At 57.3% G+C, this 14,438-nt stretch carries 13 protein-coding genes; 10 read left to right on the top strand and 3 right to left on the bottom strand.

Annotated features, from left to right (window positions below; genetic code table 11):
- Positions 1–15: 15 nt before the first annotated feature.
- From V6936_RS13155 to V6936_RS13145, 3 genes are all read left to right on the top strand, one after another.
- Positions 16–1,833 carry an NAD(P)/FAD-dependent oxidoreductase gene (locus tag V6936_RS13155; protein ID WP_131071050.1) on the top strand — a complete coding sequence of 606 codons (1,818 nt, stop codon included), beginning with the start codon at positions 16–18 and terminating at the stop codon, positions 1,831–1,833.
- Between the two features lie 470 nt (positions 1,834–2,303).
- On the top strand, positions 2,304–2,648 hold the full coding sequence (locus V6936_RS13150; RefSeq protein WP_003805637.1) for a BON domain-containing protein: 345 nt from the start codon (positions 2,304–2,306) through the stop codon (positions 2,646–2,648).
- Between the two features lie 54 nt (positions 2,649–2,702).
- Positions 2,703–2,900 carry a CsbD family protein gene (locus V6936_RS13145; protein WP_003805639.1) on the top strand — a complete coding sequence of 66 codons (198 nt, stop codon included), beginning with the start codon at positions 2,703–2,705 and terminating at the stop codon, positions 2,898–2,900.
- A gap of 120 nt (positions 2,901–3,020) precedes the next feature.
- Here V6936_RS13145 and V6936_RS13140 read toward each other — a convergent pair whose 3' ends face one another.
- Positions 3,021–3,926 carry a LysR family transcriptional regulator gene (locus V6936_RS13140; RefSeq protein ID WP_003805641.1) on the bottom strand — a complete coding sequence of 302 codons (906 nt, stop codon included), beginning with the start codon at positions 3,924–3,926 and terminating at the stop codon, positions 3,021–3,023.
- 108 nt (positions 3,927–4,034) lie between these two features.
- Between V6936_RS13140 and V6936_RS13135 the strand changes: the two genes are divergently transcribed.
- The 3 genes from V6936_RS13135 to fabG all read left to right on the top strand — a co-directional run bounded on the left by V6936_RS13135 (position 4,035) and on the right by fabG (position 6,671).
- Complete coding sequence (locus tag V6936_RS13135) at positions 4,035–4,913, top strand: pirin family protein (protein WP_059318116.1); 879 nt, start codon at positions 4,035–4,037, stop codon at positions 4,911–4,913.
- A gap of 156 nt (positions 4,914–5,069) precedes the next feature.
- Complete coding sequence (gene ycaC / locus V6936_RS13130) at positions 5,070–5,696, top strand: isochorismate family cysteine hydrolase YcaC (RefSeq protein ID WP_003805645.1); 627 nt, start codon at positions 5,070–5,072, stop codon at positions 5,694–5,696.
- 234 nt (positions 5,697–5,930) lie between these two features.
- Positions 5,931–6,671 carry a 3-oxoacyl-ACP reductase FabG gene (gene fabG / locus V6936_RS13125; RefSeq protein WP_336579980.1) on the top strand — a complete coding sequence of 247 codons (741 nt, stop codon included), beginning with the start codon at positions 5,931–5,933 and terminating at the stop codon, positions 6,669–6,671.
- A 186-nt stretch (positions 6,672–6,857) separates the two neighbouring features.
- Here the strand turns inward: fabG and proP are convergent, their stop codons facing one another.
- Entirely contained in the window at positions 6,858–8,390 is a 1,533-nt protein-coding gene (proP, locus tag V6936_RS13120) for a glycine betaine/L-proline transporter ProP (protein WP_003805648.1), read from the bottom strand.
- Between the two features lie 250 nt (positions 8,391–8,640).
- Entirely contained in the window at positions 8,641–9,585 is a 945-nt protein-coding gene (locus V6936_RS13115) for a LysR family transcriptional regulator (RefSeq protein ID WP_059318119.1), read from the bottom strand.
- Positions 9,586–9,691: 106 nt separating this feature from the next.
- Here V6936_RS13115 and V6936_RS13110 point away from each other — a divergent pair, with 106 nt between their 5' ends.
- The 4 genes from V6936_RS13110 (at position 9,692) to V6936_RS13095 (ending at position 14,426) form a co-directional block, all read left to right on the top strand.
- Complete coding sequence (locus V6936_RS13110) at positions 9,692–11,176, top strand: N-acyl-D-amino-acid deacylase family protein (protein ID WP_003805650.1); 1,485 nt, start codon at positions 9,692–9,694, stop codon at positions 11,174–11,176.
- Positions 11,177–11,301: 125 nt separating this feature from the next.
- Entirely contained in the window at positions 11,302–12,714 is a 1,413-nt protein-coding gene (locus V6936_RS13105; protein ID WP_003805653.1) for a hypothetical protein, read from the top strand.
- Positions 12,715–12,733: 19 nt separating this feature from the next.
- A complete protein-coding gene (locus tag V6936_RS13100; RefSeq protein ID WP_003805654.1) occupies positions 12,734–13,579 on the top strand; it encodes a serine hydrolase in 846 nt (281 codons plus the stop codon).
- A gap of 22 nt (positions 13,580–13,601) precedes the next feature.
- Positions 13,602–14,426 carry a carbon-nitrogen hydrolase family protein gene (locus V6936_RS13095; RefSeq protein ID WP_003805656.1) on the top strand — a complete coding sequence of 275 codons (825 nt, stop codon included), beginning with the start codon at positions 13,602–13,604 and terminating at the stop codon, positions 14,424–14,426.
- Positions 14,427–14,438 lie beyond the last annotated feature (12 nt).

Here is a 14,438-nt window from a genome sequence, read left to right as displayed (position 1 = left end):
ATATGGAGACAAATCATGCAAACACAGCAGCAACTGCAGCCGTCTGCGCGACAGTTGGACACGGTTCTTGACCAGTTGACCCATGCGCTTGCCAGCAATGCACCGGACGATGCGGCAGCCCTGTTTGCCGAAGAATGCTTTTGGCGTGATCTGGTCATGTTCACCTGGAATATCCGAACCATGGAGGGGCGCGATCAGATCCGCGACATGCTGACGCAGCAGCAACAAGGTGTCGTGTCAGCCAGGTTCGAGCGCGACAGTGCCGAGCCGGTCAGTGACGATGGCCAAGGTCTGGTGGAGGGCTGGTTCCATGTGGAAACCGATGTGGCGCGTGGCTATGGCCATATTCGCGTCAAGGACGGCAAGATCTGGACCTTTCTGACCACCATGTCTGAATTGAAAGGCTATGAGGAGCCGTTAGGCGTGCGTCGTCCCATGGGGGCCGAGCACGGCATCCGGCGCGGCCGTCAGACCTGGCAGGAGCGTCGTCAACAGGAGCAGGCAACATTAGGTACGTCTGAACAGCCCTATGTATTGATCATTGGGGGCGGACAGGGCGGCATTGCCCTGGGCGCACGTTTGCGGCAGTTGAATGTGCCCACGCTCATCATTGATCAACATGCTCGACCCGGCGATAGCTGGCGCAAGCGTTACAAGTCTCTGTGCCTGCATGACCCCGTCTGGTACGACCACCTGCCTTATATGCCTTTCCCCGACAACTGGCCTGTCTTTGCGCCCAAGGACAAGATTGGCGACTGGCTGGAAATGTACGTCAAGGTGATGGAGCTGAATTACTGGAGCAGCACCGTGTGCAAGAAGGTGCGCTACGACGAGCCCAGCCAGACCTGGGAAGTGGAGATCGAGCGTGATGGCAAGCCCATGACGCTACGGCCACAGCAACTGGTCTTTGCCACGGGCATGTCCGGCAAGGCGAATGTGCCCAGTATCAAGGGACAGGAGGTGTTCAAGGGTGAGCAGCAGCACTCCTCGCAGCACCCTGGGCCGCAAGCGTATGCGGGCAAGAAAGTAGTCGTGATCGGGGCCAATAACTCGGCGCACGATATTTGCGCGGCGTTGTGGGAGGCGGGGGCGGACGTCACCATGGTGCAACGTTCGTCCACCCATATTGTGCGGTCCGACTCCTTGATGGAGATCGGCTTGGGAGATCTGTATTCTGAACGGGCGCTGGCTTCGGGAGTCACCACGCGCAAGGCAGACTTGCTCTTTGCGTCCCTGCCCTATCGCATCATGGCGGACTTCCAGATTCCTGTGTACGACAAGATCCGCGAGCGTGATGCAGAGTTCTACCAGAAGCTGGAGGCGGCAGGCTTCATGCTGGATTGGGGTGACGATGGTTCGGGCTTGTTCATGAAATACCTGCGACGTGCTTCGGGCTACTACATCGACGTAGGCGCTTGCGAGCTGATCATCGACGGCAGCATCAAGCTGAAATCCCGGACCGACATCAGCCATCTGACCGAGAACGCTGTGGTACTGACAGACGGCACGCAATTGCCTGCGGATCTGGTGGTGTACGCCACGGGCTACGGTTCCATGAACGGCTGGGTAGCGGATCTGGCCGGCCAGGAAATGGCGGGCCGGGTGGGTAAATGCTGGGGCCTGGGTTCGGAAACCACGAAAGATCCGGGGCCATGGGAGGGCGAGCAGCGCAATATGTGGAAGCCCACCCAGCAGCCAAATCTGTGGTTTCACGGTGGCAACCTGCACCAGTCGCGGCATTACTCACAATATCTGGCCTTGCAGTTGAAAGCGCGTCAAGCGGGTTTGCCGGTGCAGGTCTATGGGCTGCAGCAAGTACATCATTTACGGTAATTGACCGGCTCACGGTGTCGCGTTTGTTAGTGGCACTGCTAAATTTCTTACCTTATGTATCCGCCCTGTCTTGCCTCTCCATGGGCAGGACAGGGTCTGTGGTCGTCCCGGCCCTTGGGTAAATTATTGCTCGTGCGAACAGCCTTCTGGTCAACGTTGTCCCCTACGTGAAAACCAGTCTCGATGCCGGGTAGGGCGGTTTGGGGCCAACTGGTACAGGGTCAGAAAAACAGGGTCAGGGACATCTGCTTATTCAGGTCGAAGAAGCTGCCTTGAGCAATTTGAAGGGAAATTATTATAAGGAAATTGCTTGTAGCATTTCGTAGTTGTCGCCCTGGTCGGGAATGTTACGGTGGAACCATCCATTGCAAACAACGAAATTTTTGTTGATTGAATTGGACTCCTTTTAATAGCAGGGATAAGGGAATTTTTAATTCTAAAAATACTCTTTCTGATATTGGAGAAAATCTATGAAAAAATCCGCCATCCTATCCAGTTTTCTAATGGCCTCGGCTTTGAGTTTTGGCCTGCAAGGCGGCGCACTGGCTAATGAGCCTGCCGTTAATCAGGATCATTCCGCAACAGCGGGCGAAGCCGTCAGCGATACCTGGATTACCACCAAGATCAAGGCTGATCTGGCCAGTACCAAGGATTTGAAGAGCACGGATATCTCTGTTGAGACCAATAACGGGGTTGCAACATTGACCGGTACCGTGCCTAGCGAAATCGAGCTTAAAAAAGCGGTGGCAGCCACCGAAAGCGTGAAAGGTGTTGTGAAAGTCGACTCGTCGGGATTGAAAGTGAAGCCGGAATAATTATTCCCTGATCAATCTCTGTAATGAAATTCCTTTGTAAATAGGAGAACGACTATGAATGAAGATACGATCAAAGGAAAATGGAAGCAGCTGACTGGTAAAATCCAGGCGAAATGGGGCAAGCTGACCAATGACGATATGGATGTTGCCGAGGGCAATACCGAGTATCTGGTCGGTAAGATTCAGGAGCGCTACGGTATTGCACGTGAAGAGGCTGAAAAGCAGGTTCACGATTTTAATCGCGGCATCTGATCCCCGGCTTGATGGCCCGTTCAGAGAAAACGCCCTGCATATGCAGGGCGTTTTTGTTTTCTGAAACCGATCGTGCACTCCATGACCGTGTTTCTAAACCTGCCAGGCTCAGAATGGCGTTTAGTCCTCGTCCATGGCTTGGTAGCGTTCGACCAGATAGTCCAGCAGGGCCCGCACGGCGGGCATTTGACCACGGCGCGAGGAAAACACCGCATGAATGATCTCGCGGCGCGGCGCCCAGTCCGGGATCAGTTTGACTAAAGCGCCTTGTGCCAATTGATCGCAAACCACCAGTGTAGGCAGTTGGACGATTCCCACTCCAGCCAGGGCCGCGGCGCGCAGAGCGGTCATGTCCGTCGTGATCAGACGGGGTGTGTGGTGCAGTACGGCTTGCGCTCCATTGGGTCCGAACAAGGTCCAGGTATGGGTTTGCTGAGGCACACCCAGGCCCAGGCTGGGATAGTCGGCCAGATCCGCCGGCGAACCGGGCATGCCGTAACGGGCAATCAGCGCCGGGCTGGCTGTCAGACATTGGCTACGATCGGATAAAACACGCATCACCAGATCACTGTCCTGCAGGGGCGGGGGGCGGACGCGGATTGCGATATCCAGTGCTTCTCCGATGAGATCCACCTTCCGGTTGGTGGCCTCCAGCTGAACCGTCACATGCGGATAGCGGACCATGAAATCAGCCAACATCGTGCTGACATGCGCGTTCAGCAAGGTGATGGGGCAACTGAGACGTACCACGCCACGTGGCTCGGCATGCGTCATTTCAATGGCGGCTTGTGCCGCTTCAGCCTCTACCAGCATGGCCTTGCAGTGTTCGTAATAGGTCTGGCCGATTTCGGTCACCGTAAAGCGCCGGGTAGAACGTTGTATCAGCCGAACCCCCAGGCGCTCTTCCAAAGCGGCCAGTCGGCGGCTCAGGGTGGATTTGGGCAAGCCCAGTGCGCGACCGGCCGGGGCAAAGCCGCCGTGATCCACAATCTGAACATAAAAGTACAAGTCATTTAAATCGTGCATAGCGCTTTTATCGTTCCATAAATGGAACAGAGATGACCGTTTTAGGGGGCTACTGACTTCATCGTTCCGAGTTTATTCTGTCTCCTATGTTGAAACAAGGAGATGGACATGAAGAACATTCTTGGTATTTATAGTGCGCCCCGTCCCCATTGGGTGGGCGACGGCTTTCCCGTTCGCTCCCTGTTTTCGTACCACACGCACGCAAAACAGCTGAGTCCTTTTCTGTTGCTTGACTATGCCGGCCCGGCCGAGTTCGCGCCCAGCGAGCACAAGCGCGGTGTAGGTCAGCATCCGCACCGGGGGTTTGAAACGGTCACCATCGTCTACAAGGGGGAAGTGTCGCACCACGACTCCACCGGCCAGGGGGGCACGATCGGACCGGGCGATGTGCAGTGGATGACGGCGGGTTCGGGCATCTTGCACGAGGAGTACCACTCTGATGCCTTTGCCCGTTCGGGCGGCACCTTGGAGATGGTGCAGTTGTGGGTCAACCTGCCAGCCAAAGACAAAGGCACGCCTGCCGGTTATCAGGCTATTACTGACAAGCAGATCCCTGTCGTGCCTCTGCCCGATGCTGCCGGCAAGGTGCGCATTATTGCCGGTGAAAAAGACGGCGCTACAGGCCCTGCCAGAACCTTCACCCCCATGAATGTATGGGATTTGCGCCTGAATCAGGGGGGGATTGTCGAGCTGGAAAGTCCGCAAGGCTGGACGGCCGCCTTGGTGGTTCTGCACGGCACGGTGCTGGTCAATGGGCAAAGTGTGGTGCGTGAAGGGCAATTGGTAGTGCTGGATCGCGCCGGTAGCCAGTTCATGGTGGAAGCCAATAACGATGCGGTGGTCTTGCTGATCAGTGGTCAACCGATTGATGAGTCCATCGTGGGTCATGGGCCGTTTGTCATGAATAGCCAGCAGGAAATCTTGCAGGCGATGGACGATTTTAACAATGGCCGCTTTGGCTCCATGCCTTCTGGCGCGACTTCCTAAGGCTGGTCGGTGAGGGCGGCCCGGTCCGCTCTCACTGGCTGGGTTGAAACAGCTCAACGCTTTGTTTTTGCAGCGCGATTTCCCAGAAGCGCTTTAGCCGTGCCGGGTGCCGGATTGGCACCCACCCTTTCTTACTCATTCTTAAGGAGAACTGAGATGACTACGCCTTACAAACGTCTTGATAAAGACCAGGCCGCTGTATTACTGGTCGATCACCAAACCGGGCTGCTGTCTCTGGTTCGTGATATTGATCCGGACAAGTTCAAGAACAATGTGCTGGCTTTGGCTGATCTGGCCAAGTACTTCAAGCTGCCCACGATTTTGACTACCAGCTTTGAAGAAGGCCCTAATGGCCCCTTGGTTCCCGAACTGAAAGAAATTTTTCCCGATGCGCCTTACATCGCACGTCCTGGTCAGATCAACGCCTGGGATAACGACGAGTTCGTCAAGGCTATCGAGGCAAGCGGCAAGAAGCAGCTGATTATTGCGGGAGTCGTCACGGAAGTGTGCGTGGCATTTCCGGCCCTGTCGGCCCTGGAAGCCGGGTTTGATGTGTTTGTGGTAACCGACGCCTCGGGGACATTCAATGAAATTACCCGCCACGCAGCATGGGATCGCATGTCGGCGGCTGGCGCGCAGTTGATGACCTGGTTTGGGGTGGCCTGCGAGCTACACCGCGATTGGCGTAACGATGTGGAAGGTCTGGGTGCCTTGTTCTCTGCCCATATTCCTGACTATCGCAATCTGATCCACAGTCACAGCAAGTTTACTTCTGGCAAGTAAGCGTTTGTTTGCCCTTCTGCCCAGTTTGATGGGCAGCATTTTTTTCGTTTTGGTCGCCCGCGAGGAGCAGGCAGACATGGATAAAATTTGCTCATTTTGACTGGCGGAAGGCGGACGAACGGAGTAAAAAACCAGGTGCTGGTGTGAACGGGTAAATAGACCATTGTCTGTGGGGATGCTGTGAAAACCTGGGTTTGCATGACAGCGTGGAGCGATTTTTAAAAGGTAGCTGGAATGCGATTGAAAGATAAGGTGGCGCTTGTAACCGGATCGGCAGCCGGTATAGGTTTGGCAACGGCCAGAAAGTTTGCCCAGGAAGGCGCGGTAGTGGTCTTGTGTGACCGGGATGCCCAAGCCCTTGAGTCGGCCGCACAGTCCTTGCACGCCCCGGCCGTGACGGTCGTGGCCTATACCGTGGATGTCACCGACCGTGCTCAGATTGATGCAATGGTGGCGGATGTAAAGCATCGGTTCGGCCGTATCGATGTATTGGTGAACAATGCTGGGATCACCAAAGACGCCAAGCTGCTGCGCATGACGGAACAGCAGTTTGACGATGTCATTGATGTCAATTTGAAAGCGGTATTCAATTTCACTCAGGCAGTGGCCGCGGTGATGCTGGAGCAGGAAAGCGGCGCTATCCTCAATGCGTCCAGTGTGGTGGGGCTGTATGGCAATTATGGTCAGACCAATTACGCGGCCAGCAAGTTTGGTGTGATTGGGTTTACCAAGACCTGGGCCCGTGAACTGGGCCCCAAAGGGATTCGCGTCAATGCCGTTTGCCCTGGTTTCATCGAGACGGACATTTTGAAATCCATCCCTGAAAAAGTGCTGCAAGGCTTTCGCGATCATTGCTGGCTGCGCCGTATGGGCAAGCCGGAGGAAGTGGCCAATGTATACGCGTTCCTGGCTTCGGACGAGGCCAGCTTTATCAATGGCACGACCTTAGAAGTATCAGGTGGCCTGACGATTTGATGTTGCGTCTGCAGCGGCGCCTCAATCGGGGCCGCGCCAAGGCCTGGAGCGCAAGTTACAAGCCCGATCCCGCCTTGAAACGGGATCGGGTTTTTTGATGCAGGCTTTCAGCGGGGATGCCGCGGCGTGAGAACTGTTTGCCGATTTCCCGGCCCGCGCCAACGGGCTTGGCAGCAGGGACAGGATTTAATCCAACTCGGGGTGGCGGTCCACCAGACCTTGGCGTTTCTGTTTCAGGCTTTCCAACTCGGCCTCGGCCTTGGCAATGGCTTCTTCCACCTCCTGGACGCTTTGCTCGATGTGATCGTAGGCTTGTTGGAGCAGTTCTTTGGCTTCCTTGGGGTTGGAGGCGGTCGGCGTATCGCCGCGCAAGGGGCGGTTAGCCGTTTCAGGCAGGAACACGGCCGTAATCAAACCGATGACACTGGCAAACATCAGGTAATAGGCAGGGATCAGAAGGTTATTGCTTTGCTCCACCAGCCACGCAGCGATGGTTGGCGTCAGGCCCGCCACAATAATCGCAATATTGAAAGAGGCGGCCAGGGCACTGTAGCGTAGTCGGGTCGGGAACAGGGCGGGCAGGGTAGAGGCCATGACCCCGGTCAGGCAGTTCAGTAAAACGGCCAGAATCAGCAGTCCCAGAAAGATCTGCACATTGCTGTCGCTGCCAATAAAGTGGAAGGCGGGAATGGCAAAGATCAGCAGTCCCAGACTGCCGGCCAGCAAGAAGGGCTTGCGCCCGATCTTGTCGCTGACAAAGCCCACCACCGGTTGCACAAACAGCATCCCGATCATCACCACCACAATAATGAAGACACCGTGTTCTTCGGCATAGCCCAGACTGCTGGACAGATAGGTCGGCATGTAGGTCAGCAACATGTAGTAGGTAATGTTGGTGACCAGCACCATGCCAATACAGATCAGCAGGGCTTTACGGTATTTGGAGAAGATCTCGCCAAAGGAAATCGTCGGGCGCTCTTGCAGGGCGGCACGGTCCTCTTTTTCCATCTTTTCCAGTTGCTCGGTAAAGGCTGGCGTCTCTTCGGCCGCATGGCGCAGATACAGGCCCAAAATGCCCAGTGGGCCGGCTATCAGGAAGGGAATGCGCCAGCCCCAGTCCTGAAAACTGGCTTCGCTCAGGGATGTTTGCAGCAACACCACCAGACCAGCGCCCAGCACAAAGCCTGCAATGGAGCCAAAGTCCAGCCAGCTTCCCAGAAACCCGCGTTGCCGGTCAGGTGCATATTCGGCCACAAAGACCGCGGCGCCGGTGTATTCGCCGCCCACGGAAAAACCCTGGGCCAGTTTGCACAGCAACAGCAAGATGGGGGCCCAGATACCAATCGCGAGGTAGGAGGGAATCAGGCCTATCAGGAAGGTGCTGATCGCCATGATGATGATGGTCAGGGACAGCACCTTCTGACGACCGAACTTGTCCCCCATCAGCCCGAAGAATACGCCGCCCAATGGTCGCACCAAAAAAGGCACGGAAAAGGTGCCCAGTGCCGCAATGGTTTGCACGGCGGGCGAGGCGTCGGGGAAAAAGACTTTACCCAAGGTGGCGGCCACAAAGCCGTAGACACCAAAATCAAACCATTCCATGGCGTTGCCCAGCGCAGCGGCAGTCACGGCTTTTTTGAGCTTGGTGTTGTCTACGACGGTGATGTCGTCAAGATGAAGCGGCTTGGCGTTGCTGGAGGTCGCGGAAGACTGCGTCATGGTGCTTCTCCTGGTGAGCAGGACGATGACGCGCTGGGTCGCCTTGTGGGCCATCAACACCCGGAAAGCAGCACGGGCATGATGGCAGGGTGATCAGGCGAGCCTGAACGGTGCTACGTCCGGCTTTGCTGTTCGTCTATTCATGGAAAGGGTCGAGCAGACTGGGCCAGGTCGCGTCATCCTGCGCACGCGACTAGCGGTCCTTATTGTTACCGAGGCCGGGCGCCCCTCCCATGATATTTGCATATGCTTACAGAGCGCGGCATCCAGGCGGTAATGCTGCTTTTTTCACATAGGCCCGCAGCTCATCCACCAAGGCGGCCGCTGCAGGTGTCAAATCATGTTCCTGATGGAACATCAGGCATAAGGTGCGAACCAGTGTGGGGGCTTGCAGCAGCGAAAAACTCAGGCCGGGCATGAGAACCCGTTGAGCGGCCAGGGCCGGCAGCAGGGCAATGGCCAGACCACTCTGTACCAACGCCGCTTGTGAGGTGGTGCTGGACGCTTCATAAAAAGGGGCTGAGGCTTCAATGGGTAAATCCGGTCGCGATTGCAGCACTGCCATGATGCCTGTTTCGTCCACCACACCGACCAGTTTGCGCTCCTCCAGCGCCGACCAACTGACCGTGTTGTTGGCATCGGGTTTGATCTGCGTGTCGTCGCTGCGATAGAGCACGCCGAATTGATCTTCCAGCAGGGGTTGACTGTCCAGCCCTTGGACATCTGCCCAGGGACTGGTCAGACCAAAGTCGATTTCTCCTGCCACGATCTGGCGCTGAATGCGGCCTGAGTTGTCATCACGCAGATACAGCCGTACCGCAGGGTGCTGCTGCGAGAAATGAGCGGCAGCCGGTGCAATCAGATCCGTGATGGCCGAAGGGGCGGCCGCCACACTGACCCGCCCGCTTTTCAATTCTCCGTAACGCATGACATCACTGATGGCCCCATCAAAGTCCGCCAGCAATCGCGTGATGCGCGGCAGGAACTCCAGGCCAATAGGCGTCAGGGATACGCGCCGACTGGTGCGATTGAACAGAGTGGTATTCAAGGCAACTTCCAACTGCTGAATCAGGCCCGTGACCGAGGACTGGGTTTGAAAAAGTCGCCGGGCGGCGTGGGTGAAGCTGGCCTCCTGGGCGACGGCGACAAAGGCATTCAGGTGCTTGAGCGTGATGTGCTTGGGAAGTCTGTCCATTTCATTTTCTGATTAATCAATTAACTTAAACAATTTTTCATATTAATAATACCTTTGGATAATGCGGTCAACTCCCCTTTTTGTGGGAGGGTAAGTGGAGACGTAAATGCAGACAGACGACCGCAGCTTGGACGTCAAGATCAGCAATGGCTGGATTATTGATGGCTTGGCCACCCCGCGCTGGCGCGGTGATGTGGGTATTCGGTCGGGGCGTATTGTGGCCCTGGGCGATTTGAGCGCCTGGCATGCCGATCAAGTGGTGGATGCCAGCGGCCATGTGGTGGCCCCCGGATTTATCGACACCCACGGTCATGATGACTTGATGTTCATCGAGCGGCCCGCTCTGGACTGGAAAACCAGTCAGGGCATTACGACGGTGGTGGTTGGCAATTGTGGCGTCAGCGCCTTTCCGGCTCCCTTGCCCGGCAATTCGGCGGCTGCCTTGGCCTTGCTGGGCGACTCGCCCTTGTTTAAGGACATGGCGCAGTATGCACAGGCGGTGCGCCAGTTAACGCCCATGATCAATGTGGCAGCCTTGGTCGGCCATGCGAATTTGCGCATGGCTGTCATGCAGGACCCGCTCGCTCAGCCTGACGCCGATGAGCAGCAGGCCATGCAAGCCCTGTTGGCCCAGGCTCTGCAGGATGGGGCGGTGGGCTTTAGTACTGGCTTGGCCTATGAGCCTGGCTGCATGGCCGAACCGGCCGAACTGGAAGGCCTGGCCCGTGTTGCCGCTTCCCAGGGCTCCTTGCATACCAGTCATATTCGCAATGAAGGCGATACGGTGCAGGAGTCGGTAGAGGAAGTGCTGGCGATAGGCCGCCAGACGCAGTGCGCCACCCTGGTGTCGCATCACAAGTGCATGATGCCGGCCAACTGGGGCCGCAGCAGTGAGACCTTGGCCAATATTGATCGAGCGCGCGCCGATGGCGTACAGGCCACCCTCGATATCTACCCCTATTCGGGCAGCTCCACGATCCTGATTCCTGAGCGCGCCCACACCATAGACCAGATTCGTATTACCTGGTCCGAGCCTCACCCGGAATGCAATGGCCTGTATCTGGCCGAGATTGCCGAACAGTGGGGCTGCGACCGTGAAACTGCCGCACGGCGTTTGCTGCCGGCCGGCGCGATTTATTTTGCGATGGACGAGAAAGAAGTCCAGCGTATTTTCAGCCACCCATGTTGCATGGTGGGCTCGGACGGATTGCCTGCGGATGCGCATCCCCACCCTCGGTTGTGGGGCAGTTTTACGCGCATTTTAGGGCGGTACGTACGCGAAGATGGCCTGATGTCCCTGGAGCAGGCGGTCGCCAAAATGACGGCCCTGCCTGCTTCGGTTTTCGGGCTGGAAAACCGCGGCGTGTTGCAAGTCGGCGCCTGGGCGGATCTGGTGGTGTTTAATCCCGAAACGGTGCAAGATTGCGCCACCTGGGAGCAGCCCACCTTACCGTCTCAAGGTGTGCAGACTGTGTTTGTCAATGGTGTACAGGTTCATCCTGTCGCTCCGGAGCAGCGGCCCGGACAGGTGCTTAAACGCGCCTTTGCCGCTCAGGCACAAAGCCTGGATGCGCCGATTATTTCGGTTTAAGCGGCGCATCGGACAAGAAACCAGTTGCCCGGATCTGGGGCCGTCAACCAGGGCAGGGTGATTGCATCACATGCAAAGGCCGGACTTATGAAAAGCCGGCCAGGAAGGATCGTTAAGGAGACGACATGAGTGTCATTCAGCAAGCAATGCCAACGGGCAAGCGCAATGCAGCCATGGTGGTGTTTTTAATTGGCATGGCGATTGCCTTGTACACCCATTTTTACATGCCGGGTGAAAGCTCCCTGTGGGGCTTGACGCCGGTAGTGGTGTTCGCGCTTATCGCCCTGCTGGGTGTGGACATTGTGTTGGCCACGATTGGAGCCATTGTTTTGGGCGCCATCATGACCAGCACGACGCCGATTGCGATGGGTAAACTGCTGGCCGAGTCCCTGGGCTCGTTCATTGCGGTGGTGGGTTTGATTATTGTGCTGGGCGCCGGGGTTGGCGAGGTCGCCGCCCGTACGGGTGCCGCTGAGCAATTGGTGCGAGCCATTGTGAAGCGTATCGGCTTGTCCAATCCGGTGCGTGTGCGTTTGGGCATCATGGTGGCGTCCACCCTGATCTGTGGCGCTCTGGGCACGTTGGCGGGCGGTAACGCCATTATCGCTGCGGTGGTGATCCCGATTGCCGCGGCCGTGCGTCTGTCTCCCCCCGCCGTGGCTGCCTTGTTCCAAAGCGCCGGCTCCGCAGGTCTGGTGCTGGGCCCATTCACTCCTAATGTGGTGACGGTAACGGGTCTGACCGGTTTGAGCTACACCGACTATTTGCTGGTGGCCGGCCTGCCGATGGCGGCGGCAACCTTGCTGACGGGCTGGTTCATGTCCGGCCGCATCCAGAAAATCACCAAAGACCAGTTCCAGTACGAAGAAGCCTCGCAAGGCCAGGCGGCTTTTGATGTGAATGCCAAGGCGTCGCCTAAAGCAGTACGTGCAGCCTGGGCTTTCTGCATCACGATTGTGGGTCTGGCGGCGGTGGGTATTGCCTCCAAGGCCGGCTTTGCATACGCCATTATTGTGATGGTGTCCCTGGGAGCGGCAACCGGTCTGGCCGGCGGCATGAACCCACGCGAGATTTTGCAGGCCATGTATGCCGGGGCGGGCAAGCTGATCTGGATTTTCTTCTTGTTCTGGCTGTTCAATCCCGTGCTGGTGCTGGTGGATCAGCTCAATGCCTATCACGCCTTGCTCGATTCGGTACAACCGTATCTGGTCGGCATCAGTGGCGCGGTACTGTGCATGTTGATTGTGGCCTTTAACGTGGTGGGCCATATTCCGGGAGCCGCCGTCGCACAGATGACCTTTACCGCCAAGATTTTTGGCCCCCTCCTGGCAGCAGCTGGCGTGGGTCCTGCCGCAACGGCCGCCGTCATTCTGGGTAGCTCGCAAATTGACTGGTTCGGTCCCTTTCCTTCTTCGGATATGTTCGGCCAGATGGGGCTGGCGCGTTCCACTCAGCTTAAATACATGTTGTATAACGGCTGGGCGGTGATGATCGTCAACTTGTTGATGTTCGCCGGTCTATTCCTGATTTTGGTCTGAGTGCGGAAGGAGAGTGTGTATGTTTGCCTTGGGAAGCGAGTTGTTGGATGCGCCACGGGTTCGTGAGCGTCTGCAAGAAAGACTGGAGCCTGTGCTGGCCCAGGAAGCCGCCCGCATTTCGATGGCGGTCTACGCGACCGACGGTACCTCCTTGTTTGAGTGGCATGCGCAGCGCGTCATGCCCTCGGCCAGCTTGATCAAGACGCCCATGCTGCTGTGTCTGCTGGAACAGGTTGCCCAGGGCAGATTGTCGCTGGATACGGTCTATCCCTTGCCCGAGGGAGACCGTACGCCAGGCACCGGTATTTTGAGCCAGTTGCCTGGCGTGACCAGCCTGAGCTTGCGTGAGCTGGCCCTGCTGATGATCATTTTGAGCGACAACGTCGCCACCAATGCGCTGATCGACTTGCTGGGCATGGCTAACATCAACGCCTGGTGCGCGCAGGCTGGCCTGCAGCAGACCCAGTTGCAGCGTCACATGATGGACATGAAGGCGCGGGAGGCTGGTAAAGACAACTGGACTACCGCCCAGGATGCCTGCTCGACCTTGCTCTACCTGCTTGGCTCGCCTGCCTTGCCGGAAAGCCTGCGTCAGCAGGGTCTGGACATGCTGGCTGACCAGCGTGAACGAGGACATTTTGCGGCAATTTTGCCTTCCATCGCTCAACTGGCTCACAAGACCGGCTCTTTGCCCGGCTTGCGCCACGATGCCGGAATCTTGACCATGGGTGAGCGCAGTGTGGTGCTGGCGGTGATGGCCGATGGCTTTACGGACGGGCGCACCAGCACGTCTCTTTACGGGGGGCAGGGGGCGGGGGTGTTGTCCCGTCTGGCCTTGGAAACTGCTCGCGCCTTGCAGTACTGAGCCGGGCTGAAAGGATAAAAGTATGTCTACGACACGTGTGGCCCTGGTTCAGCTAGATAGTGGCCGCGACCGCCAGACCAATCTGGATCAGCTGGAACATTGGGTGCTGGCCGCCGCCAGGGACGGGGCAAAACTCATTGTGACCCCCGAGTACAGCGATGTACGCGGCGATACGCCATGGCTGCAGCAAAACGCCACGCCTATCCCAGGCTTGGTAACCGAGCATATGGCCAGCCTGGCGCGGCGCACCGGTGCCTGGATTCATCTGGGTTCCATGCATGAGCGCCGTCCGGACGATCCTCGCCTGGGCAATACCAGTGTGACTTTCTCGCCCGATGGACAGATCGTGGCTCAGTATCGCAAAGTGCATTTATACGATGCGGTGGTCAACGGCCTGGAATACCGCGAGTCCGACGATTTTTGTCCTGGTGAGGAGGTTCAGAATGTGCAGGTCGGGGAACTGAACCTGGGTCTGAGCATTTGCTATGACATGCGCTTTGCCGAGCTCTTTCGTACCTTGCGAGCCCGGGGCGCGAATGTCCTGGTGGTGCCGGCTGCCTTTAATGTGCATACCGGCCGCGACCATTGGGAAGTGCTGTTGCGTGCCCGTGCCATTGAGAACCAATGCTATGTGCTGGCCGCCGCCCAAATTGGGGGGCCTGGTCCTGCCCTGCCCTGTCTGGGTCGCAGTATGATTATTGACCCTTGGGGGACGGTACTGGCCTGCATGCCGGATCATCCTGGCTATATCTGTGCCGATCTGGACCCCGCTCGTGTGCAGCGCATGCGCGAATCACTGCCGGCCTGGCAGCACCGCCGGGGTGATCTGTATCCTATTCCCTCTTGATTGTGTGCTGAA

It is taken from the genome of Alcaligenes sp. CHO6 (assembly GCF_037120595.1).
In the GTDB taxonomy this organism is placed as follows: domain Bacteria; phylum Pseudomonadota; class Gammaproteobacteria; order Burkholderiales; family Burkholderiaceae_B; genus Alcaligenes; species Alcaligenes ammonioxydans.
This window is presented reverse-complemented; position numbering and strand designations above follow the sequence as displayed.

Bases quoted from the DNA above. Each gene is read 5' to 3' on its own strand.
- V6936_RS13155 (WP_131071050.1), top strand. From the start codon at position 16: ATGCAAACACAGCAGCAACTGCAGCCGTCTGCGCGACAGTTGGACACG.
- V6936_RS13150 (WP_003805637.1), top strand. From the start codon at position 2,304: ATGAAAAAATCCGCCATCCTATCCAGTTTTCTAATGGCCTCGGCTTTG.
- V6936_RS13145 (WP_003805639.1), top strand. From the start codon at position 2,703: ATGAATGAAGATACGATCAAAGGAAAATGGAAGCAGCTGACTGGTAAA.
- V6936_RS13140 (WP_003805641.1), bottom strand. From the start codon at position 3,926: ATGCACGATTTAAATGACTTGTACTTTTATGTTCAGATTGTGGATCAC.
- V6936_RS13135 (WP_059318116.1), top strand. From the start codon at position 4,035: ATGAAGAACATTCTTGGTATTTATAGTGCGCCCCGTCCCCATTGGGTG.
- ycaC (WP_003805645.1), top strand. From the start codon at position 5,070: ATGACTACGCCTTACAAACGTCTTGATAAAGACCAGGCCGCTGTATTA.
- fabG (WP_336579980.1), top strand. From the start codon at position 5,931: ATGCGATTGAAAGATAAGGTGGCGCTTGTAACCGGATCGGCAGCCGGT.
- proP (WP_003805648.1), bottom strand. From the start codon at position 8,390: ATGACGCAGTCTTCCGCGACCTCCAGCAACGCCAAGCCGCTTCATCTT.
- V6936_RS13115 (WP_059318119.1), bottom strand. From the start codon at position 9,585: ATGGACAGACTTCCCAAGCACATCACGCTCAAGCACCTGAATGCCTTT.
- V6936_RS13110 (WP_003805650.1), top strand. From the start codon at position 9,692: ATGCAGACAGACGACCGCAGCTTGGACGTCAAGATCAGCAATGGCTGG.
- V6936_RS13105 (WP_003805653.1), top strand. From the start codon at position 11,302: ATGAGTGTCATTCAGCAAGCAATGCCAACGGGCAAGCGCAATGCAGCC.
- V6936_RS13100 (WP_003805654.1), top strand. From the start codon at position 12,734: ATGTTTGCCTTGGGAAGCGAGTTGTTGGATGCGCCACGGGTTCGTGAG.
- V6936_RS13095 (WP_003805656.1), top strand. From the start codon at position 13,602: ATGTCTACGACACGTGTGGCCCTGGTTCAGCTAGATAGTGGCCGCGAC.